Raw genomic sequence first — 20,254 nt, 5'->3', positions numbered from 1 at the left:
ACCGGAATCGCGCTTGCTATATGCCCCATACCGTTCCGACGTAGCTCAGCGGTAGAGCAGTTGACTGTTAATCAATTGGTCGTAGGTTCGATCCCTACCGTCGGAGCCATTTACACCAAATGGCAAATTCTCGTAGCGCAAGCGCGCTGCTTCTGTGCGTCTTCGTGCCATGGGTGTTGTGAATTTTCTGTCCTTTGAATGAACCGCATCTTCGCCCCCATATAGCAGGGCTTATCTGCTCTGATTATGGAAGATTGAATGCGATCTTTTGGCCGGACGCATGTGCTGTTTGACCTTCAACCTCGGTCTGGACTGCCTTCCGACGGGTGACAATTCCGTTACCAGCGCTGAAGCGCTCCCCCCCTCCATCTATATCTAGGGTCCAATGCTGGAAAAATGGTCACATGTAGAAGGGTGACTGTTGCCCTAAATCCCCGCCCTATTTCGGCCACATTTCAGACGCTTCACAGCCCCAATCCAATGGTGCCCTGAAACAATACAGAGCATGTAAACAAAACAGGAGGCCGCAAAATGGCCTATGAAGCACCCGCCCCAACGCCGGCACCACAGCCGCAACAAACCCAATCGCCACGCCCTACCCCTCCGGCTGGGTTTTCCGACTGGGCCAGTTTGTAAGGGCTTTCAGACGACGCCTGAGGGCATTATTAGACACCTATGACTGAACCCGTGTCTTCCATCCGCTACCTTGGCCCAGCCTATGAGGCGAGCCTTGCGCGCATAGGCGTCCATTCCGCAGATCAGCTGCGCGCACTGGGGGCTGATGCAGCCTATAGCAAGCTATTGGCCCTTGGCGACCGCCCCCATTTTATCGCCTACTATGTATTGGTTATGGCGCTTCAGGGGCGACCTTGGAATGACTGCAAGGGCGCTGAAAAAGATGCGCTGCGTGTGACTTTTGACAAGATCAAAGCTCAAAACGCCGGAAACGATACATCTGCGTTGGAACAAACGCTTGACCAAATCGGAACAGGGTTGCGCCGCTAGCACTGCCGCACATCTAGAGTATAGTTTTCACAAAACCCGAAACGAAAAGGCCCGCGCCAGTTTTCACTGACGCGGGCCTTTGAGCACTATGAAAGCGGCTTAGCCTACCAGCTCAAGGCCGGAGAAGAAGAATGCGATTTCTTCTGCTGCTGTCTCTGGAGCATCGGAGCCGTGTACAGAGTTTTCGCCGATGGACAGTGCGAACTCTTTGCGGATTGTGCCTTCGTCTGCGTCTGCTGGGTTAGTTGCGCCCATAACTTCGCGGTTTTTCGCGATGGCGTCTTCGCCTTCCAGAACTTGAACAACGATTGGCTCGGAGATCATGAATTCACACAGCTCGCCAAAGAAGGGGCGCTCGGAGTGCACACCGTAGAACTGCTGAGCTTGTGCCAAAGTCAGTTGAATACGCTTGGAAGCCACGATGCGCAGACCAGCTTCTTCAAACTTGGCAGCGATCTTACCTGTCAGGTTGCGTTTGGTGGCGTCTGGTTTGATGATCGAAAACGTGCGTTGGATAGCCATGATGCTGGTCCTTAAACTAGAGTGAATTTGGGGCGCACCTAACATGGGTTCAACGGCATGAAAAGCGCCCAATTGACACCCTTGCCCGCATAGGCGACACGCTGGGGCATGTTAAGTATCTCAGAACTCCGCTACGCCGTCGAAGGTCGCTCTCTTTTTGAGGGGGCATCGGCCAATATTCCTACGGGCCACAAGGTCGGCCTTGTGGGGCGCAATGGCACGGGAAAAACCACTCTTTTCAAACTGATACGCGGCGAGTTGCAACTCGAAAGCGGCAGCGTAACCATGCCGGATCGCGCTCGTATCGGTGGCATCGCGCAGGAGGTGCCTTCCAATGAGGTGTCTTTGCTGAACACGGTTTTGGCCGCAGACAAAGAGCGTGCCAGCCTGATGGCCGAATCTGAAACCGCGACTGACCCCAACCGTATTGCTGAAATCCAAACCCGTTTGGCCGATATTGACGCTTGGTCAGCAGAGGCACGCGCCTCGTCTATTTTGGTGGGGCTTGGCTTCACCACCGAAGAAACCCTGCGCCCCTGCTCTGACTTCTCGGGCGGGTGGCGCATGCGGGTGGCGCTGGCTGCTGTGTTGTTCTCCGAGCCCGATCTGCTTTTGCTTGACGAACCAACCAACTATTTGGACCTTGAAGGTGCCTTGTGGCTGGAGCACTACCTGACCCGCTACCCACACACTGTCATCATTATTTCTCACGATCGAGAGTTGCTGAACCGATCGGTCAACGGCATCCTTCACCTTGAGGACAAGCAACTGACCTTCTATTCGGGCAACTACGACCAGTTCGCCCGTCAACGCGCGGCACGCCGTGCGGTGCAAGCTGCCGCAGCCAAGAAGCAAGACCTGCAACGGGCGCATCTGCAATCCTTCGTGGATCGCTTTAAGGCCAAGGCGTCGAAAGCCAAACAGGCCCAGTCCCGTGTCAAAATGCTGGAGAAAATGGAAACCATCACCGCCCCCGAAGATGCGGCCCGTGTGGTTTTCACATTTCCAAAGCCCGAAGAGCTGTCGCCGCCGATCATCAGCACGGAAAGCGCCTCTGTGGGCTATGATGGCACGGTCATTTTGGGGAAGTTGAACCTGCGCATTGATCAAGATGATCGCATCGCGCTGCTGGGACGGAATGGTGAGGGTAAATCTACTCTTTCCAAGATGTTATCGGGCAGACTTGAAGTGATGGACGGGCGCATGTCGACCTCCAGCAAGCTGCGGATCGGCTTTTTCGCGCAGCACCAAGTGGATGAGTTGTTCGTGGACGAGACCCCCTTGGAGCACCTGATCCGCGAACGGGCCCATGAAGGTCAGGCCAAGCTGCGTGCGCGTCTTGCAAGCTTTGGCCTTGGTCCCGATCAAGCCGACACTGAAGTCGGACGCCTGTCTGGTGGGCAAAAAGCGCGCCTGTCTCTATTGCTGGCCACCCTGCCCGCCCCGCATTTGCTGATCCTCGACGAACCTACCAACCACCTTGATATTGAAAGCCGCGAGGCGCTTGTTCAGGCGCTTACCGCCTATTCGGGCGCGGTCATTCTTGTGTCGCACGACATGCACCTTCTGTCCTTGGTGGCGGACCGGTTGTGGTTGGTCAAAGATGGCCGCGTGAACCCCTATGAAGGTGATTTGCCAAGTTACCGCAAGCTTCTGCTGGCCCCGCCAGACAAGCCGGCGAAGGACAAACCCAAGGCCAAAGCCAAAGTCGCCTCGCGTGACGACATCCTTGCGATGCGCTCCGAGGTGCGCAAATGCGAAGCCCGCGTGGCCAAGCTGTCGGAGATGCAAGATGAGCTGGCCAAACGCTTGGGGGACCCAAAGGTCTATGAAGACCATATGGCCGACAAGCGTACAGTTTGGCAAAAGAAGTACTCCGAGGTGATGGAGGCCATGGACCGCGCCGAATCCATGTGGATTAAGGCGCAGGAAAAATTAGAAAAAGCAGAGCGTTAGACAATGGAACTTAGCGTCGCAGTCACAGCCTTTGTCACGTTGTTCGTGATTATTGACCCCATCGGCCTAGCGCCGCTTTTCGTGGCAATGACCGCGGGCACCACCTTCCAAAACAGGCTGCGCATTGGGATTCGCTCCTGCCTTGTCGCGGCATTTTTGCTGACCGCATTTGGTTTGGCTGGCGAGGCTTTGTTGGAATTCGTCGGCATCTCCATGGCGGCATTCCGAATTTCAGGGGGCGTTTTGTTGTTCATCACAGCTTTGGACATGCTGTTTGAGCGCCGGACACAACGTCGCGAAGATCAGGCCGAGGGCCCATTGGAAGACGACGACCCTTCCGTTTTTCCATTGGCTATGCCGTTGATTGCTGGGCCTGGGTCACTGGCGACAATGATCCTGTTGACGGGTGCTCCGGGGGCAGATTGGTCCTATGTCGCAGCGGTGCACGGCGTCATGCTGGTGGTGCTGGCGATTGTGTTCGCCTTTTTCTTGATGGCAGGTGCTATGGAGCGCATCATCGGGGACACCGGCATCAAGGTGACAACCCGCCTTATGGGAATGCTCTTGGCGGCATTGTCAGTCCAGTTCATCCTTGATGGCTTGCGTGAATTTGGGGTGGTGGCAGGAAGCTGAAGCTGCCCCTATATAGGTTCTATGGATACAGAAGACACAGCCCGCCTCATCTATCTCGTTTTACTTGGCTCCGTGATCGCCGGATATTTCTTGATCTCCAATCGTGACCGCATGAGCGAGTTGGCGCGGCAGGCCGCGCTATGGGGGTTCATCTTTATCGGCGTGATCGTGGCGTATGGGTTGTGGAATGACGTCTCCCGCACGGTGCTCCCACGCCAATCCGCCTTTGAAGATGGGCGCATTGAGGTTCCGCTTCGCACCGATGGGCATTTTTATCTGACGCTCCACGTCGGGGACAAACCTGTTGAATTCGTTGTGGATACGGGCGCAAGTGGCGTGGTGCTAAGCACCGAAGATGCAGCCCGCGTGGGTATCAACACCAAAACACTGATCTATAGCGGCCGTGCCAGCACCGCCAATGGAGACGTTCGCACAGCCCGCGTCACCTTGGAGAATGTTCGGTTAGGCGACCTTGACGAGGGGCGTGTTCGCGCCTTCGTCAACGAGGGCGAGATGGACAGCTCTTTGTTGGGCATGTCTTATCTGCGCAGGTTTGGCCGTGTCGAGTTTACACCCACCACATTGGTTCTGGAGCGGTAAACTAGCTTTCCGCCTTCTTTTCCCACCGGCCGGTTTCCTGAGACCAATATTGCGCAGAGCATCCCGCAGATGTCAGCGCCTTCCATTGCGTCCGTGCGCGGGCGACAGCATCCCCATCATTTCCGTCAAACAAGATCATCGTGCGCTCGGAAGAATTGACTTCCTCCACCGCGATATCCGCGCCATCGAGGCTCACGAGGCAAGAGGCCCCATTTGGTAACTCGTTGGCACTGGTCAATAATATGGGTTGATCCGCGTCATGTGGCCCGCCCGAGCGACCATGGGCAAGGAACCCCTCACCTTCCCATAGCTTTGCATCCAAATGATCCAAACGGGCCGCATCTGCCCCTCGCACGGCAACCCGCCACCCCGCGTCCCGTGCCTTGCCCAACAGCATGGGCAAAGTCACCTCCACCGGTTGCGAGGTCATGTGATAGAAAAATGCGGCCCCCATGGTTATTCGCCCTCGAAGTTGTCCATGATCAGGCGGTTCAACGCGCGCACGCCCCAGCCTGTGGCCCCTTTAGGAGCAAAGTCCGTGTCAGCTTTAACCGAGGCCACACCGGCAATATCCAAGTGAATCCAAGGGGTTTCGGGCTTTACGAAGCGCTGCAAAAATTGCGCAGCTGTGATTGATCCTGCCGGACGCCCACCGACGTTTTTCATATCAGCGATGCGCGATTTAAGCTGGTCATCATAAGCTTTGCCCATTGGCATGCGCCACGCGCCTTCTTCCTCGGTGTTGGCGGCCTTCAAAAACGCGTTCGACAAGGCATCATTGTTGGAAAACACGCCCGCGTTCTCATGGCCAAGCCCGATAATGATCGCGCCGGTCAATGTCGCAAGATTGATCATGCCCAGTGGCTCAAAGCGTTCTTGCGCATACCAAAGGACATCAGCCAGCACCAAACGCCCTTCCGCATCCGTGTTAATAACCTCAATTGTATCGCCCTTCATCGAGGTCACGACATCCCCCGGACGCACGGCATTGCCCGACGGCATGTTTTCCACCAGCCCAACCAGCCCCACGACATTGGCCTTAGCCTTGCGCATCGCCAGTGACTTCATCACGCCAGCCACCACGCCCGCGCCGCCCATGTCCATGGTCATATCTTCCATGCCACCCGCAGGTTTCAGCGAGATCCCGCCGGTGTCGAACACCACGCCCTTTCCGACGAATGCAAAGGGCTTATCGCCCTTTTCGCCGCCTTCCCATTCCATCACGATAACTTTGGACGGGCTGTCAGAGCCCTGCCCCACGCAAAGAAGCGACCCCATGCCGAGTTTCTCGAGGTCTTTTTCTTCCAGAACCTCCACTTTCAGGCCCAGCTTCTTCAGGTCCGTCAATTGCTTGGCAAATTCAGTTGTGGTCAGCACATTGGCGGGCATGTTCACCAGATCACGTGTGAAAAACACCCCTTCCGCAAGCGCATCCAACCCCTCAAAGGCCGCCTTCACGTCGTCGGGGGCGTTCACCATCAGGCCGAATCCCTCATGCGCTGTATCCTGCGCAGTTTTCTGATCCGTATACTCATAGGCCCGCAGCAAGGCCCCGTACGCCAGCTCATGGGCGCGGCGCAAATTGCCACAAAGCGCTGTAATCTTGGACTTCCCTCCCAGTTTGATCAATGCAGCCCCCGCCTTACGGGCCTCATTGGCGCTCGGGCGGCGGGCGGTTTTGACGATAATCACGGCCTCCGCGGGAATGTTCACCGGAAAGGACAGCACCAATGTGCCACCATCCTCCAAGGCCTCAAAGGCGTCGCTGCTGACGGCGCGCGCTACAGAGCCACGGGTCAGGCGGTTAAGGCGTTTGGCTGTCGTATCCAATGTCCCCGCTGGGGGGACGAAAATGGCGAGGCGCCCCTCTAGATCCTTGATTGCGTCAATGTCGGTTGCGAAGAAGTCTACGGGGATCAAAGCGGTCATGTTGCGGCCTGTTGTTGAGGGGTTTCCCCATTGCTATCGCGGCAGAGCGCTAATGACCAGAACCCCCTGTTCCACCCCCAGATTTTGCGCTAAAAAGCAGGCCAATAACTAGGGAGGACAGGGCGTGGCACGATTCGACAGATATATGCTGTCGCAGCTGTTGGTTCTGTTTGGCTTCTTCTCCCTTGTGCTGGTGTCCGTGTATTGGGTGAACCGTGCCATCGGGTTGTTCGACCAATTGATCAGTGACGGACAGTCTGCCTTGGTGTTCTTGGAATTTACCTTGCTGACCCTGCCCTATGTCATCCTTATCGTGTTGCCGATCTCGGCGTTTGTGGCGGCGGTCTATGTCACCAATCGTCTGAGTGCGGACTCGGAGATGGTGGTTTTGCAAACCGCAGGGGCCTCGTCGCTGCGCATCGGGCGACCGGTGATCTACTTTGGGGTCTTGGTGGCCCTGTTGGTCGCAGTGCTTGCACATGTTCTTGTTCCTGCCGCGCGGACTGAATTGGCGGGCCGCAGTCAGGAAATCTCCAAGGATATTACCGCGCAGTTCCTCAAAGAAGGGCAGTTTTTGCATCCGACATCGGATATTTCCGTCTACATCCGCAACATTACGGATTTGGGCGAGCTGGAGGAAATGTTCCTCGAAGACAGTCGTGACCCCGAAGCGGTGGTCACCTACACCGCCGAGCGCGCCTTTTTGGTCAGAGCAGAGACTGGCCCGCGTTTGGTCATGCGCGATGGTTTGGCGCAAACTTTCAGGCCCAATTCCGGTCGCCTGTCCACGGTGGCTTTCGTTGATTTCACCTATGACATCGGCGCGTTGATCAAATCCAACGACGGCGGGGTACGGGATCTTCGCGAGCTATCCACACCTGTGTTGCTGAACCCGTCCCCGGATGATCTGGCCTCGGCGCGCGGCGAATTGCCCGATTTCTTGTTTGAGGCCCATGACCGCTTTGCCAAATCACTACTGGCAATTGTCGTACCGCTCATGGGGTTTGCCACGTTGATGATGGGCGGGTTTTCCCGTTTCGGGGTGTGGCGCCAAGTGGTGATCGCGGTGGTGTTGATTATACTGGTTCAAATGGTCTCCAATGTCTCTGAGGAAGCTGCTCGCAAAGACGCCGCCTTGTTTTGGCTGGCCTATGCCGGACCGGTGGTCGGTGCATTGATGGCTGCGGGGCTTCTCTATTCAACCTCCATGAAGCGCCTCCGTGGCCGCGCCCCGAAAGGAACCCCCGCATGAGGTTGGATCTGTATTTTGCACGCCGTTTTGTGTGGTCTTTTACCTTGGTTTTCGGGGTGTTTTTCGGGATCGTTTTGCTGATCGACCTTGTGGAGCAAATGCGCCGCTTTGACAGTGACCAAGTCGGCGTTTTGGAAGCTGGCCAACTTGCCTTGCTGAACTCGCCGGACACGATGTACCGGATGTTGCCGTTGTTGGTGGTTTTGGCGACGATCACCTTGTTCCTTGGTTTGGCGCGTACATCCGAATTGGTGGTAACCCGCGCGTCAGGGCGCTCAGCGCTGCGCTCCTTGGTGGCCCCTGTTCTGACGGCTTTACTGTTCGGGGCTTTGGGCGTTGCCGTGCTGAACCCGATTGTCGCGGCGACGTCCAAGCAATTCGAGGTCATTTCCAGCCGCTATGCCAACACCGGAGGCTCGATCTCATCGGTGTCCGAGGAAGGGCTTTGGCTGCGTCAAGCCAGCGCTGGTGGGCAGGTTGTGATCCGCGCCAGCCGGTCCAACCTAGATGGCACGCGGTTTTTCGGAGTGACCTTCTACGGTTTCACCAGCGACGGCGCGATTGAGTACCGCATCGAGGCCGCCGAGGCGCTGCTGGAACCGGGCAACTGGGTGTTGTCAAAAGCCAAACGATGGACCTTCGCCGACCTACAAAACCCCGAAACCGGAGCAGTAGAACACCCCAGACTAAATATCCTGTCCGATCTGACCCGCGACCAAATCCGCGACAGTTTTGGCAACCCGTCGTCGATCTCAATTTGGGAACTCCCAAGGTTCATTCGCCAATTGGATCGTGCCGGTTTCTCCGCGTTGCAGCACCGCGTTTGGTTAAATATGGAACTGGCCAACCCCGTGCTTTTGGCCGCGATGGTGTTAATCGGCGCGGGCTTCACCATGCGCCACACCCGCTTTGGGCGCACGGGGCTCATGGTGCTCTTTGCCGTTCTCATGGGCTTTGGCATTTTCTTTTTACGAAACTTTGCGCAAGTGCTTGGCCAGAACGGGCAAATTCCTGTACTAGTCGCGGCATGGGCCCCGCCATTGGCGGGAATATTCCTGTCATTGGGCTTATTGCTGCACACGGAGGACGGCTGACATGCGCGCGGCCCTATTTGGTCTATTTCTAGCCGCGAGCTTCGCGGCCCCCAGCTTCGGGCAGCAGCAAGACACCAAAACCGCTAGCCTAGTGGCCGACAGTGTTGTCTTCGCCAATGGCACACAAGAATTGCAAGCCAGTGGCAATGTGGAAATCCTGCAAAACGGCGTTCGCCTGCGCGCGCAGTCCATCACCTACAATGGGGCAACCGACACGCTTGTGATCTCCGGCCCGATCTACATTGTGGACGGTACAGACACGTTGATCGCCGCCGATTTCGCAGAGCTGTCAGGGGATTTGCAATCCGGCGTGCTCAAAAGTGCGCGTGTGGTCTATGCGCAGCAACTGCAGCTGGCCGCCGCCGAAGTGCGCCGCACCCAAGGTCGCTACACCCAGTTCTATAAAACCGTCGCCTCCAGCTGTCACATCTGCGAGACCAATCCGGTTCCCTTATGGGAAATCCGCTCCAAACGCGTTGTTCATGATTCCACAGAGCGCCAGATCTACTTTGACGAAGCAACCTTGCGTGTTTTGGGTGTTCCGGTTTTCTACACGCCCTACCTGCGCCTACCCGATCCGTCGGTCGAACGCTCGAACGGCTTTTTGTTTCCCGAATTGCGCTCCAACGGGGATTTGGGTGTCGGGGTCCGAACTCCGTATTTCTTCACCTTGGGCGATCATGCGGATTTGACACTAACCCCTTGGCTGACAACAAAAGGGGCCAGAACCCTAGAGGCCCGCTATCGCCAGAAATTCGTCAATGGCGAGATCGAAATCAACGGCGCTGTTACGGATGACAATGTGTCGGCTTTGGACACTCGCAGCTACTTGTTTGCCGATGGAACCTTTGCGTTGGGACGTGGGTTCACAGGGAAATTTGACCTCGAACTGGTGTCCGACCCGGGCTACCTGCTGCTCTATGACTACTCAAACAAAGACATTCTAGACAGCGCCATCTCGGTGGATCGTGCAAGCCGCGATGAATATATCGGTGCCGAGCTGATCCACTACAAATCCTTGCGTGATGGCGATGACAACCGCACCCTGCCCACCGTTGTTGGCGATGCCACCATTGTGAAACGCTTTGTGCCCGCGCAGTTGGGCGGGATTGCTACGCTGGCAGCTCAGGCCCACGGTCATTACCGCCGCGCCGACACAGACCCCACCAACCAAGGCCTGTCACGGGATGTTGTACGGATCACGACTTCGGCGGAATGGCGCAGGGATTGGGTTTGGAAAAACGGCATGGTTTTCGCGGCTGAAGGCGCGGTGTTCATTGACGGCTACAAAATTCGCCAACCGCGAACAACGGCTCCAACCTTTGATGATACCGTCGAAGTAACCCCCTATGCTGCCCTTGAATGGCGTTGGCCGATGCTGCGCCAAGGGGTTAAAGCCAATCATCTGCTGGAACCGGTTGTTCAGGTGGTGGTGTCAAACAACAATGTCAGCGGTGACGTCGACAATGAAGACAGCCTGCTGGCCGAGTTTGACGAAGCCAATATCTTCGAGTTTTCCCGTGCCCCCGGTGCTGACAATCGCGAGGTCGGGAACCGGATCAACTTGGGCCTGACTTACACACGCGAAAGCCATGACGGCTGGAAGCTGGGGTTCACCGTCGGGCGTATTTTGCGCAAGGACAATCTGGGGCAATTCTCAACGTCCACAGGTTTGACGGGGTCGAAGTCGGATTGGCTTGTTGCAGCGCAGCTCAAGGTCGGTGAAAATTTTGATCTGATCAACCGCGCCATCTTCGATGACCAGTTTTCCTTCGCGCGCAACGAGATGCGCATGGGCTGGACCACGGATGAATTCCAATTGGCCTCGACCTACGCTTGGCTGGAGGCGGATGCCGGAGAAGGACGCCCGACGGACACCTCCGAATGGGCATTTGAGGGAGCCTATCGTGTGTCACGCCATTGGACGCTTTCCAGCGAATTGCGCTACGATTTCGTGAATGACCGCACGACGGAAGCAGGAATTGGCGTGAGCTATCAGAACGAATGCGCGAAAATGGACCTTTCGGTCTCGCGCCGCTTTACGACTTCGACTAGTGTGTCGGCAACGACGGACCTCAACCTGTCAGTCCAACTCGCGGGCTTCGGCGCGCGTGGGATTGGTGGAGCCAGCTTCGCCAGACAGTGCAACGGATAAAAATAGAGCAGTTATAGATGATGCCGATACATGCGCGCCTGACCCGATTTTTCGCCCTGACCCTTGCGGCCCTGACCTTTGTCGCCCCCTCCTCTGCGAGTGCCCAGCAACAAGGGCTGTTCCAGACCGCCATCACGGTGAATGATCTTGTGATCACCAATTACGAGTTGCAGCAACGCGAGCTGTTTCTCAACGTTCTGCGGGCTCCTGGGAATCCGACGATTGAAGCCCGCAAGGGCCTGATCGATGACCGTCTTCGTCTGATGGCCACGCAACGGGCTGGCATCACCCCAGCCGAGGAACAAGTGCTGCAAGGTATGGAAGAGTTCGCGGTACGCGCCAACCTAACCGCAGATGAATTTATCAAGGCTATTGGCCAAGCCGGCGTTGCAGCTGAAACTTTTCGCGATTTTGTGGCCGCAGGTCTTGCATGGCGTGAATTGGTGCAAGGGCGTTTTGGCGCACGCAGCCAAGTAACCGAACCGGAAGTTGACCGTGCCTTGGCGTTGCAAGGGACATCTGGCGGCGCGCGGATCTTGTTGGCCGAGATCATTTTGCCGCTGGCCCCACCGGTCGCCGCTCGCAACCAAGCTTTGGCGCAGCGTTTGTCTGAAACGATTAAATCCGAAAGCGCCTTCGGCTCCGCGGCCCGCCGCTATTCCGCTTCGCCGACACGGGGTCGGGGTGGACGTCTTGAATGGTTGCCTCTGGGCAATGTTCCACCACAAATTCGCGCAGCCGTTTTGACGCTGGAACCCGGAGAGACAAGCCCGCCCCTTAGCCTTGGCAATGCCGTAGGCGTGTTCCAATTGCGCGGCATTGAAGAAATTGAAGCCGAAACTCCGAACACGCAAGCGCTTGAATATGTCACCGTCCTGTTTCCAGGTGGGCGCAACAGTGAAACCCTGACGCAAGCACGGGAGTTTGAAAGTCGCTATGACACATGCGATGATCTCTACACCCCTGCCAAAGACATGCCCGCAGAATACTTCGAGCGCACCGTCCTGCCCGCCGCAGATGTCCCCGGAGACATTGCACTGGAACTGGCCAAGCTGGACAACAACGAAGTCTCTACCGCGCTTACCCGCCAAAATGGCCAATTCTTGGTGTATCTGATGCTTTGCGGTCGCACGCTGGATGTCCCCTTGGACGAAAACGGTGAAGCCATTGACCTGCGCACGCAAGTCCGTGAGCGGCTATTCAACCAGCGTATCACCTCCTTCGCAGACAGCTACCTCGAAGAGCTGCGCGCAGATGCGGTCATCGTAGAGCAATGACCCGCCGCCTTCCTCCCATCGTGGTGAGCTGCGGCGAGCCTGCGGGGGTTGGGCTTGAAATCGCACATTCCGCCTATGACGCGTTGCGCGGCGAGCTGCCGATGGTGCTGCTGGCTGATCGGCGCCATGTTTGTGGCCCCGTGACCGAAGTGTCCTGCGTAGCCGATGTCACTGGGGAAGAGAGCACCCTTCCCCTTCTTCATCACGATTTTTCTGGCGATGCAGTGGCGGGAAAGGTTGATCCTCGCAATGCCCAAGGCGTGATTGATGTCATTGCGCGCGGCGTCGATCTGGTCACCGCTGGAGACGCAAGTGCCCTGTGCACCCTGCCTATCCACAAGAAGGCCCTAATGGACGGCGCTGGCTTCCCCTATCCTGGGCACACCGAGTATCTGGCGGCCCTTGCGGGGACCGAACGCGTGGTCATGATGCTGGCCTGCCCTGAGTTGCGCGTGGTGCCGGTAACGATCCACATCGCAGTCACGGATGTACCGACGGTTCTGACGCCTGACTTGTTGGAAGACACGTTGCGCATTACCGAGGCAGCCTTGATCCGCGATTTCGGCATCGCCAAGCCACGACTGGCCGTAGCGGGGCTAAACCCCCATGCTGGTGAAGGCGGGGCCATGGGAATGGAAGAGGTAGACATGATCTCTCCATTGCTGCGGCGCCTGAGCGAAAGCGGCATGCAGCTTGCCGGCCCGATGAGTGCAGACACGATGTTCCACAGCGAAGCCCGCGCCGGCTATGACGCGGCGATTTGCATGTATCACGATCAAGCGCTGATCCCGATAAAGACCATCGATTTCGCAGGCGGGGTCAATGTGACCTTGGGCTTGCCCTTTATCCGCACCTCCCCCGATCATGGCACCGCCTTTGATATTGCTGGCAAAGGCATTGCGGACCCGACCTCAACCATTGCGGCCCTTCGCATGGCATGGGACATGGCAGGCAAACGACAGTGAGCCAAACTTTAGAGAAGATGGGGCCAAATACGTGGCGCAAATAGACGGGCTTCCTCCGCTCTCGGACGTGATCCGAAAGCATGAACTCACGGCCAAGAAAAGCCTTGGGCAAAACTTCTTGCTGGATTTGAACCTCACGGCAAAAATTGCCCGTCAGGCAGGAGATCTGTCGAATTGTGATGTTCTCGAAGTCGGCCCTGGTCCTGGTGGATTGACGCGCGGGTTACTGGCTGAAGGCGCGCGCAAAGTTCTGGCAGTTGAGATGGACCCCCGTTGCCTGCCAGCCTTGGCCGAGATTTCTGACGCCTACCCCTCGCAGCTGCAGGTCATCCAAGGAGACGCCTTGCAGGTCAATGTGTTGGACCATTTGACCCCGCCCGTGCGGGTTGCAGCGAACCTGCCTTACAATGTTGGCACCGAGCTGCTTGTGCGCTGGCTGACCCCAAAGGAATGGCCCCCGTTTTGGCAAAGCCTGACATTGATGTTCCAGCGCGAGGTCGCAGAGCGGATCGTCGCAGAACCTGGCACCAAGAAATACGGGCGCTTGGCACTTTTGGCCCAGTGGCGCGCCGATGCACGTATCGTGATGGAATTGCCGCCCGAGGCCTTTGTGCCTGCCCCAAAAGTCCACTCGGCGGTGGTGCATTTGACGGCGCTGGAAAAGCCCCGTTTTGAGGCCGATGCCGCGATCCTATCTCGTGTGGTGGGGGCGGCATTTAACCAGCGTCGCAAAATGCTGCGGGCGGCCCTAAAAGTGATGGGACCTGACATTGAGGCCCATCTTGTGGCTGCGGGCATTCCGCCCACAGAGCGGGCGGAACAAGTGTCATTGGAAGCGTTTTGCGCGCTGGCGCGCGAGATCGCCCGCGACTGATTACTCAGCCGCTGGGGTTTCGCCTTTCGGAGTGTCCGCTTTTGGCGCTTCTGGCTTGGCCTTGGGTTTGCGCGTACGCGGTTTACGGGCAGGCTTTGGCGCGGCTTCGGCTGTCTCAACAAGCCCGCTATCGGCGGCATCGCGACCTTCTGACAAGTCGATCACATCGGGCTGTTTGCCTGCGCCTGCACGGGCTTCTGCTTCGGCAACCAAGGCCGCAGGAGACATATCATCAACCGAAACAGTTGGCTGAGGCTGACCCTCTTTTGGGTCACGTGGTTGCGCATCGCGTTGCTGGTTTTGCTCGCGCTGCTGGTCACGCTTTTGCTGCTGCTCACGTTGCGCTTGCTGCTGGGCCTCATGGGCCACACGGCGCGCTTCTTGTTCTTTCATCGCCTCGCCCAGCATGCGGGCGTAATGCTCGGCGTGCTGTGCAAAGTTTTCGGCAGCAACACGGTCGTTCGCCAATTGCGCATCGCGGTGCAACTGCTGGTATTTTTCAATAATCTGTTGCGGGGTGCCGCGCACTTTGCCTTCGGGGCCCGAGCTGTCGAACACCCGATTGACGACATTCACGCCAGAACGGTTGTTGTTGTTGTTACGGTTCTTACCGCGTGAGCGGGACTTCGATGATCTCATGAGTTTTGGGTTCCAGCCGTTAGCGCTTTGGTCTTGTAATCAATCCTGACCGCTTCTTAGCTCGCGGTGTCCCCGTGACAATAGGATTGAGACCTTATTTTGGGCTTAAGCGTAGGGGGCGCTGATAACGCCTGCGTCCTACTGCGTATGACAAAAGCAGTCACACCCGTTTTTTGCAAGATGATTCGGTGTAAATGGTTACAATATTGCGGAAAATGTAGCTAATTTGGGGATTTGGCGCGTATAACACGGTCCTTGCCATTCAAATCCGGTATGCAGGAAATATCGCGCCAGCCGCTCACCTTGAAGATGGATTGCACGCTGTCGCCCTGATCAAAGCCGATTTCCAGCAGCACATATCCGTCCGGCGCCAGAAACTTGGCCCCCTGTTGCGCGATCAACCTATAGGGCGCCAGTCCGTCCCCCCCCGGCGTAAGAGCGATCCGCGGCTCGTAGCGTTGCACCGTCGGGTCAAGATCGGCATAGGCCGCCTCGGTGATATAGGGCGGATTAGAGGTGATCAGATCAAATGTCCCTTCAACCGCGTCAAACCAATCGCTTTCAAGCCACTGCACTTGTTCTTCCGTCTGGGTGATCCCCGCGTTGGTCTTTGCAACCTGCAAAGCCGCGGCAGAAATATCGACCCCAACCCCTGTGGTCGAGCGACGTTCCGCAAGCAATGAGAGTAGGATGCACCCCGACCCCGTCCCGAGATCCAGCACCCTGTCAAAGGGCAAAGTCAGCGCAATTTCGACCAAGGTTTCTGTGTCCGGACGCGGGTCTAGGACATCGGCGGTGACGACGAAATCATGCTTCCAGAAAGCCCGTCGACCTTTGATGTGGGAAAAGGGTTCGTGGGTGACACGGCGGGCCACCAGATCGGCCAAGTCGGTCCCCTGCTCGGCAGCCAGTGCTGCCAACCGTCGTGCCTCATTGGTCGGGTCTGGAATGCCTGCCTCATGCAAACGCACCACAGCAGACGCAACCGCATCACTCATAGGCCTTGTTCGGCCAGCAATTGCGCTTGTGCATCTGCGGTGAGCGCGTCGATGATCTCATCCAGATCGCCCTGCATCACCTGATCCAGCTTATACAGCGTTAGATTGATCCGGTGATCCGACATGCGCCCCTGAGGAAAGTTGTAGGTGCGGATGCGTTCCGAACGATCCCCGCTGCCGATTTGACTTTTGCGATCGGCAGAGCGTTCGTCATCCAGCTTTTGGCGTTCAAGATCATAAAGACGCGCCCGCATCACCTGCATCGCGATTTCGCGGTTCCGGTGTTGCGATTTCTCGGCGCTGACCACGATGATACCGGTTGGAATGTGGGTAATGCGCACGGCAGAATCGGTGGTGTTCACATGCTGCCCGCCTGCCCCAGAGGCCCGCATCGTATCGAGACGTAAATCAGAGGCGGGAATGTCGATATCCACCTCTTCGGCTTCCGGCAGAACCGCCACCGTCGCCGCCGACGTATGAACCCGCCCGCCGCTTTCCGTCACCGGCACGCGTTGCACACGGTGCACCCCGCTTTCAAACTTCATTCGGGCAAACACATTTTGCCCTTTGATATGCGCGGTTACCGATTTTACGCCACCAAGTTCGCTTTCTTGATATTCAATCAAGTCAAATCCCCAGCCCCGCCCTTCGGCGTAGCGGCGGTACATGTTCAAAAGATCCCCAGCGAAAAGCGCCGCCTCATCCCCGCCCGTCCCCGGGCGAATTTCCAGCATCGCAGGCTTGGCGTCTGCCGCATCACGCGGCAACAACGCCAGTTTGATCGACGCCTCGGCCTCCGGCAAGCGGGCCTCCAGCACGGGTAATTCGTCAACGGCCAGCTCGCGCAGTTCCGGATCGTCCATCATGGCGCGTGCCTCATCGACATCCGCCAATAGCTGCACATAAGCCGCGACCTCGTCTGCCACAGGCTTCAGCTCCGCGTACTCACGCGAAATGCCCGCAAAATCTTCGGTGTCACCGGATGCCAGCCGCGCCTCAAGATACTCAAAGCGCTCGGTGATTTGCTGTAGTCTGTCTAATGGAACCATGGGCCGTTGATGGACATTTGGCGAGTTGGGGTCAAGTGTGCTAAGATAGACGGCATGTGGAAATATGCAGCGGCCTTCACCGTGCTGGCCCTACCAATAAGCGCGGATGTGACGTCGCCTTCGGGCAAAACCGTCGATTGTTACTGCACCGACAAGGCTGGGGCCCGCGTGGAACTCGGGGAGCAACGCTGCCTGAGCGTTGGTGGGCGCATCTATATGGCCCGCTGCGAGATGTCGCAAAACGTGCCGATGTGGCGTGAAATGCAAAGCAGTTGCGTGACGGGCTAAGCGCTACAGGCTTGGCGGTCGCGGGATTGGATCCCCCAAGTGATCCTTCAATGGTTGAGCGAAAAGCTGGTCCAGCCACGTATTGATGCGGGTCTTGTTCATGCCGAAATCGGCTTTCCCAAATACCAACCGCCCGTATATTCGCAACGCGGCCCCCATATTCGTCTGCTCGATTTCTACGGTCGTGACATCGGGGAACCCCCAGAACGCAGATCGCGTCACATAGGTCACCGAAGAAACGACTTGCCCCTTCGCCACAGTTTCCGCCAGCAAAGTCGTGCGCGGCGTTGAGGTAATGATGTTCGAAATCGAGCGCTCAAGCGCATCAGAGCGGATCCCCAAGGCGAAGCTTTGGAAATTGCCAGTCGGGTCACGCAGCGAAGCCCCTTGACCGTGTTGCTCCAAACTGCGCAAGTCGACGTGATAGGCCTTGGGGTCCAACGGGTAGAGCCGGACAAACAGCTGCCCAAGGATCACCGCGGCTAGCAAAAGCAGCGCAAGGATCTTCAGCATTTATTCGGCTGCTTCGGCTTTGGCCAATTCTGCAGCAATAACACTGGCGCGCTCTTCTACCTGCTCGACGATGTGATCTACCATCTGGTCATTGCTCAACTTGTGGCTTTGTTTGCCAGCCAGATAGACCATGCCTGACCCAGCTCCGCCGCCGGTAAAGCCCACATCAGTCATGAGCGCCTCTCCGGGGCCATTGACCACACAGCCGATAATGCTCAGGCTCATCGGTGTTTTGATATGCTCAAGGCGCTTCTCAAGTGCGGCGACTGTTTTGATCACATCAAACCCTTGGCGCGCGCAAGATGGGCAGGAGATGATGTTCACACCGCGGTGCCGCAACCCTAGAGATTTCAGGATTTCATAGCCGACTTTGACTTCTTCCACAGGATCCGCCGACAGGGACACACGAATGGTGTCGCCGATACCGCTCCAAAGCAGATTTCCCATGCCGATCGCTGACTTGATGGTGCCCGAGGTCAATCCCCCCGCCTCTGTGATCCCAAGGTGAATTGGTGCGTCTGTGACCTCGGCCAGACCTTGATAGGCGGCGGCGGCGAGGAACACATCGGAGGCCTTGCAGCTGATTTTGAATTCGTGGAAATCATTATCCTGAAGGATGCGGATGTGGTCCAAACCACTTTCGATCATCGCCTCGGGGCAAGGTTCCGCATATTTATCAAGAAGGTGCTTTTCAAGCGAGCCGGCGTTCACGCCGATGCGGATTGAGCAGCCATGATCTTTCGCGGCTTTGATCACTTCGCGCACACGAGAAGCATCCCCGATATTGCCAGGATTGATGCGCAGGCACGCAGCCCCCGCCTCGGCGGCCTCAATCGCGCGTTTGTAGTGAAAGTGAATGTCGGCCACGATTGGCACAGGGCTTTCTTTGACGATCTCACGCAAGGCGGTGGTGGAGCTTTCGTCTGGGGTCGAGACACGCACGATATCCACCCCGACTTCCGCGCAGGCCTGAATTTGCGCCACCGTAGCGGCCACGTCCGAGCTGTCGGTGTTGGTCATCGTTTGCACGGTGATCGGTGCGTCACCACCTACAGGGACGTTTCCAACCATTATCTGGCGGGATTTACGGCGCTCGATTTGGCGCCATGGACGGATCGAATGAAGGGAGGACATGGGGTGCAAGCCTTATGAGAACACTGCTGTTACCTGACGATATAACCCTCGTGACGGGGTGTCGCAATGTGTCGGCAGGATTTATCCCGCGTCTATTCTGCTGCTGGGGTGTCCGGATCGACGGCAAGCGAGGTGGCCATTGCCGTCAGAACTTCTGCCAGCAAGGTATCGGTGGTATCTGCCACATCGTAGGTCTCGACAATGGCATCTACACCAAGGGCCACATTTTTGGCCACTGACGTCCCTGGACCGGCGGGGCCGTAGGTCTGGCCTTTAACGTTGAAAAACAAGGATCCCGAGTTGCCTGCGCGCAAAATGGGCTGTTCGTCGGTTTGCGGTAGAACATATGTCTCGCCCGCGTCGAGAACCTTTTCAAACAACACACTTCCATCGGCATTGGAGATACGGACCCAAGCAGGACGCGTCGCAAACAGCACGACATCGGAGGCGCTTTCCGCGAAAACCTGCGGTGTCCCGAGTGCCGGGGCGTCATCTGCGGTGCGGCTCAGAGCAGCATTTGACAATTGAATGTCCGGCTCGTTCACCAAAGCGCCGTTGATCCGAGGGTCCAGCCCAGCAATCGGCCCATCACGCGCTGTCAGCACAGGGGCTTCCAAAGCTTGCGGGCGATACAAGCGATCCAGAGAATCCGGCGCAGGTGCCACAAAACCCGTGGCATTTTCATTTTGACTTGGGGACGCTGATGGCAACGATCCCAAAGAGGCCACATCAGTAGACAGGCTGGGGGATTGATCGACGGGTGCGAATTCAACACGTTGAATTTCTTGAAGGACAGAATAGCCGCCATAGCCGATCAAGCCGATCAGCCCAAAGAGAACCGCAATGGAGCCGACTGCCCCCGGCTCAACCTTGGAAAAAATGCTTTCCCCTGTGGGCGCATAAGGGGCCACAGGGCGCACGATCGCCTCCTCGCCCGCAACAGGTTTCCGGCGTGTTTTGGATGGTTTTGAGCTTGCTGAAGATCCTGATAGCCCCTCAACGCCCGCAAAGCCGCTTTCGTTGCAGAACCGCTCAAACGCCCAATCCGGATCCATGCCAAGGTAGCGCGCATAGGAGCGCACGTAGCCTGCGATAAATCCAGGGGTTTCAAAAACTGATGGGTCGGAATTTTCAACAGCGGCAATATAGGTGGCTTTGATCTTCAGCTCGCGCTGCACGTCTAGCAGGGATTTGCCAAGCGTGGCCCGCTCCCCGCGCATCATATCGCCGAGCCGCATTTCAAACGCGTCAAAGCCCCGAGTTTCCTCGGTCTTTTTCGATTTGGGCTGTTTGTATCGCCCCAACATACGCGTCTGCTCGCTGTTATTGTTATCCCAATTCAATGCGGTATCGATTCGTCCCCACGTGACC

The 20,254-nt window shown here is 57.1% G+C and carries 20 protein-coding genes and 1 tRNA gene; 12 read left to right on the top strand and 9 right to left on the bottom strand.

Annotated features, from left to right (window positions below):
• The first annotated feature begins 34 nt into the window (after positions 1–34).
• Together Q0746_RS15995 and Q0746_RS15990 are read left to right on the top strand one after the other, a co-directional pair.
• A tRNA-Asn gene (locus Q0746_RS15995) sits at positions 35–109 on the top strand.
• A 566-nt stretch (positions 110–675) separates the two neighbouring features.
• Entirely contained in the window at positions 676–1,005 is a 330-nt protein-coding gene (locus tag Q0746_RS15990; protein WP_298262088.1) for a TfoX/Sxy family DNA transformation protein, read from the top strand.
• A gap of 99 nt (positions 1,006–1,104) precedes the next feature.
• On the opposite strand, the gene ndk is transcribed toward Q0746_RS15990, so the two are convergent.
• Positions 1,105–1,527: a nucleoside-diphosphate kinase gene (gene ndk / locus Q0746_RS15985; protein WP_298262086.1), complete on the bottom strand. Its 423-nt coding sequence runs from the start codon at positions 1,525–1,527 to the stop codon at positions 1,105–1,107.
• Between the two features lie 108 nt (positions 1,528–1,635).
• Between ndk and Q0746_RS15980 the strand changes: the two genes are divergently transcribed.
• From Q0746_RS15980 to Q0746_RS15970, 3 genes are read left to right on the top strand one after another with little or no spacing between them, the layout of a single operon-like run.
• Complete coding sequence (locus Q0746_RS15980) at positions 1,636–3,483, top strand: ABC-F family ATP-binding cassette domain-containing protein (RefSeq protein WP_298262084.1); 1,848 nt, start codon at positions 1,636–1,638, stop codon at positions 3,481–3,483.
• A gap of 3 nt (positions 3,484–3,486) precedes the next feature.
• Positions 3,487–4,116, top strand: coding sequence for a MarC family protein (locus Q0746_RS15975; RefSeq protein WP_298262082.1), 630 nt, complete (start codon positions 3,487–3,489; stop codon positions 4,114–4,116).
• Positions 4,117–4,137: 21 nt separating this feature from the next.
• Positions 4,138–4,716: a TIGR02281 family clan AA aspartic protease gene (locus Q0746_RS15970; RefSeq protein WP_298262080.1), complete on the top strand. Its 579-nt coding sequence runs from the start codon at positions 4,138–4,140 to the stop codon at positions 4,714–4,716.
• A gap of 1 nt (position 4,717) precedes the next feature.
• On the opposite strand, the gene Q0746_RS15965 is transcribed toward Q0746_RS15970, so the two are convergent.
• Both Q0746_RS15965 and Q0746_RS15960 read right to left on the bottom strand, forming a co-directional pair.
• Positions 4,718–5,170 carry a DNA polymerase III subunit chi gene (locus tag Q0746_RS15965; RefSeq protein ID WP_298262077.1) on the bottom strand — a complete coding sequence of 151 codons (453 nt, stop codon included), beginning with the start codon at positions 5,168–5,170 and terminating at the stop codon, positions 4,718–4,720.
• A 2-nt stretch (positions 5,171–5,172) separates the two neighbouring features.
• Positions 5,173–6,645, bottom strand: coding sequence for a leucyl aminopeptidase (locus tag Q0746_RS15960; RefSeq protein ID WP_298262075.1), 1,473 nt, complete (start codon positions 6,643–6,645; stop codon positions 5,173–5,175).
• 124 nt (positions 6,646–6,769) lie between these two features.
• Here Q0746_RS15960 and lptF point away from each other — a divergent pair, with 124 nt between their 5' ends.
• From lptF to rsmA, 6 genes are read left to right on the top strand one after another with little or no spacing between them, the layout of a single operon-like run.
• Positions 6,770–7,897 carry an LPS export ABC transporter permease LptF gene (gene lptF / locus Q0746_RS15955; RefSeq protein ID WP_298262073.1) on the top strand — a complete coding sequence of 376 codons (1,128 nt, stop codon included), beginning with the start codon at positions 6,770–6,772 and terminating at the stop codon, positions 7,895–7,897.
• Complete coding sequence (lptG, locus tag Q0746_RS15950; protein ID WP_298262072.1) at positions 7,894–8,991, top strand: LPS export ABC transporter permease LptG; 1,098 nt, start codon at positions 7,894–7,896, stop codon at positions 8,989–8,991. Before lptF ends, lptG begins: the two co-directional genes overlap by 4 nt.
• A 1-nt stretch (position 8,992) precedes the next feature.
• Positions 8,993–11,146 (top strand): LPS assembly protein LptD, encoded by a 2,154-nt coding sequence (gene lptD, locus Q0746_RS15945; protein ID WP_298262070.1) that lies wholly within the window; start codon positions 8,993–8,995, stop codon positions 11,144–11,146.
• A gap of 17 nt (positions 11,147–11,163) precedes the next feature.
• Positions 11,164–12,423 carry a peptidylprolyl isomerase gene (locus Q0746_RS15940; protein WP_298262068.1) on the top strand — a complete coding sequence of 420 codons (1,260 nt, stop codon included), beginning with the start codon at positions 11,164–11,166 and terminating at the stop codon, positions 12,421–12,423.
• The gene (pdxA, locus tag Q0746_RS15935; protein ID WP_298262066.1) at positions 12,420–13,388 is read left to right on the top strand and encodes a 4-hydroxythreonine-4-phosphate dehydrogenase PdxA; all 969 of its coding nucleotides are present in this window, start codon (positions 12,420–12,422) and stop codon (positions 13,386–13,388) included. Before Q0746_RS15940 ends, pdxA begins: the two co-directional genes overlap by 4 nt.
• A 31-nt stretch (positions 13,389–13,419) precedes the next feature.
• On the top strand, positions 13,420–14,262 hold the full coding sequence (gene rsmA, locus Q0746_RS15930) for a 16S rRNA (adenine(1518)-N(6)/adenine(1519)-N(6))-dimethyltransferase RsmA (protein WP_298262064.1): 843 nt from the start codon (positions 13,420–13,422) through the stop codon (positions 14,260–14,262).
• On the opposite strand, the gene Q0746_RS15925 is transcribed toward rsmA, so the two are convergent.
• The 3 genes from Q0746_RS15925 to prfA form a co-directional block, all read right to left on the bottom strand.
• Positions 14,263–14,901 (bottom strand): DUF4167 domain-containing protein, encoded by a 639-nt coding sequence (locus tag Q0746_RS15925; RefSeq protein ID WP_298262062.1) that lies wholly within the window; start codon positions 14,899–14,901, stop codon positions 14,263–14,265.
• Between the two features lie 221 nt (positions 14,902–15,122).
• The gene (gene prmC / locus Q0746_RS15920; RefSeq protein WP_298262060.1) at positions 15,123–15,899 is read right to left on the bottom strand and encodes a peptide chain release factor N(5)-glutamine methyltransferase; all 777 of its coding nucleotides are present in this window, start codon (positions 15,897–15,899) and stop codon (positions 15,123–15,125) included.
• Positions 15,896–16,948, bottom strand: a complete 1,053-nt coding sequence (prfA, locus tag Q0746_RS15915) for a peptide chain release factor 1 (protein ID WP_298262058.1) — start codon at positions 16,946–16,948, stop codon at positions 15,896–15,898. The genes prmC and prfA overlap by 4 nt, the downstream gene beginning before the upstream one ends.
• A gap of 54 nt (positions 16,949–17,002) precedes the next feature.
• Between prfA and Q0746_RS15910 the strand changes: the two genes are divergently transcribed.
• Positions 17,003–17,236, top strand: coding sequence for a hypothetical protein (locus Q0746_RS15910; protein WP_298262056.1), 234 nt, complete (start codon positions 17,003–17,005; stop codon positions 17,234–17,236).
• 3 nt (positions 17,237–17,239) lie between these two features.
• Here the strand turns inward: Q0746_RS15910 and Q0746_RS15905 are convergent, their stop codons facing one another.
• The 3 genes from Q0746_RS15905 to Q0746_RS15895 all read right to left on the bottom strand — a co-directional run bounded on the left by Q0746_RS15905 (position 17,240) and on the right by Q0746_RS15895 (position 20,190).
• Positions 17,240–17,749, bottom strand: coding sequence for a DUF1499 domain-containing protein (locus Q0746_RS15905; protein ID WP_298262054.1), 510 nt, complete (start codon positions 17,747–17,749; stop codon positions 17,240–17,242).
• The gene (gene ispG, locus Q0746_RS15900; protein WP_298262052.1) at positions 17,750–18,883 is read right to left on the bottom strand and encodes a flavodoxin-dependent (E)-4-hydroxy-3-methylbut-2-enyl-diphosphate synthase; all 1,134 of its coding nucleotides are present in this window, start codon (positions 18,881–18,883) and stop codon (positions 17,750–17,752) included. It lies immediately after the preceding gene.
• Between the two features lie 92 nt (positions 18,884–18,975).
• Complete coding sequence (locus Q0746_RS15895; RefSeq protein ID WP_298262050.1) at positions 18,976–20,190, bottom strand: helix-turn-helix domain-containing protein; 1,215 nt, start codon at positions 20,188–20,190, stop codon at positions 18,976–18,978.
• Positions 20,191–20,254: the final 64 nt, after the last annotated feature.

It is taken from the genome of uncultured Litoreibacter sp. (genome assembly GCF_947487515.1).
GTDB lineage: Bacteria > Pseudomonadota > Alphaproteobacteria > Rhodobacterales > Rhodobacteraceae > Litoreibacter.
This window is presented reverse-complemented; position numbering and strand designations above follow the sequence as displayed.

Bases quoted from the DNA above. Each gene is read 5' to 3' on its own strand.
- Q0746_RS15990 (WP_298262088.1), top strand. From the start codon at position 676: ATGACTGAACCCGTGTCTTCCATCCGCTACCTTGGCCCAGCCTATGAG.
- ndk (WP_298262086.1), bottom strand. From the start codon at position 1,527: ATGGCTATCCAACGCACGTTTTCGATCATCAAACCAGACGCCACCAAA.
- Q0746_RS15980 (WP_298262084.1), top strand. From the start codon at position 1,636: ATGTTAAGTATCTCAGAACTCCGCTACGCCGTCGAAGGTCGCTCTCTT.
- Q0746_RS15975 (WP_298262082.1), top strand. From the start codon at position 3,487: ATGGAACTTAGCGTCGCAGTCACAGCCTTTGTCACGTTGTTCGTGATT.
- Q0746_RS15970 (WP_298262080.1), top strand. From the start codon at position 4,138: ATGGATACAGAAGACACAGCCCGCCTCATCTATCTCGTTTTACTTGGC.
- Q0746_RS15965 (WP_298262077.1), bottom strand. From the start codon at position 5,170: ATGGGGGCCGCATTTTTCTATCACATGACCTCGCAACCGGTGGAGGTG.
- Q0746_RS15960 (WP_298262075.1), bottom strand. From the start codon at position 6,645: ATGACCGCTTTGATCCCCGTAGACTTCTTCGCAACCGACATTGACGCA.
- lptG (WP_298262072.1), top strand. From the start codon at position 7,894: ATGAGGTTGGATCTGTATTTTGCACGCCGTTTTGTGTGGTCTTTTACC.
- lptD (WP_298262070.1), top strand. From the start codon at position 8,993: ATGCGCGCGGCCCTATTTGGTCTATTTCTAGCCGCGAGCTTCGCGGCC.
- Q0746_RS15940 (WP_298262068.1), top strand. From the start codon at position 11,164: ATGATGCCGATACATGCGCGCCTGACCCGATTTTTCGCCCTGACCCTT.
- pdxA (WP_298262066.1), top strand. From the start codon at position 12,420: ATGACCCGCCGCCTTCCTCCCATCGTGGTGAGCTGCGGCGAGCCTGCG.
- Q0746_RS15925 (WP_298262062.1), bottom strand. From the start codon at position 14,901: ATGAGATCATCGAAGTCCCGCTCACGCGGTAAGAACCGTAACAACAAC.
- prmC (WP_298262060.1), bottom strand. From the start codon at position 15,899: ATGAGTGATGCGGTTGCGTCTGCTGTGGTGCGTTTGCATGAGGCAGGC.
- prfA (WP_298262058.1), bottom strand. From the start codon at position 16,948: ATGGTTCCATTAGACAGACTACAGCAAATCACCGAGCGCTTTGAGTAT.
- Q0746_RS15910 (WP_298262056.1), top strand. From the start codon at position 17,003: ATGTGGAAATATGCAGCGGCCTTCACCGTGCTGGCCCTACCAATAAGC.
- Q0746_RS15905 (WP_298262054.1), bottom strand. From the start codon at position 17,749: ATGCTGAAGATCCTTGCGCTGCTTTTGCTAGCCGCGGTGATCCTTGGG.
- ispG (WP_298262052.1), bottom strand. From the start codon at position 18,883: ATGTCCTCCCTTCATTCGATCCGTCCATGGCGCCAAATCGAGCGCCGT.
- Q0746_RS15895 (WP_298262050.1), bottom strand. From the start codon at position 20,190: ATGTTGGGGCGATACAAACAGCCCAAATCGAAAAAGACCGAGGAAACT.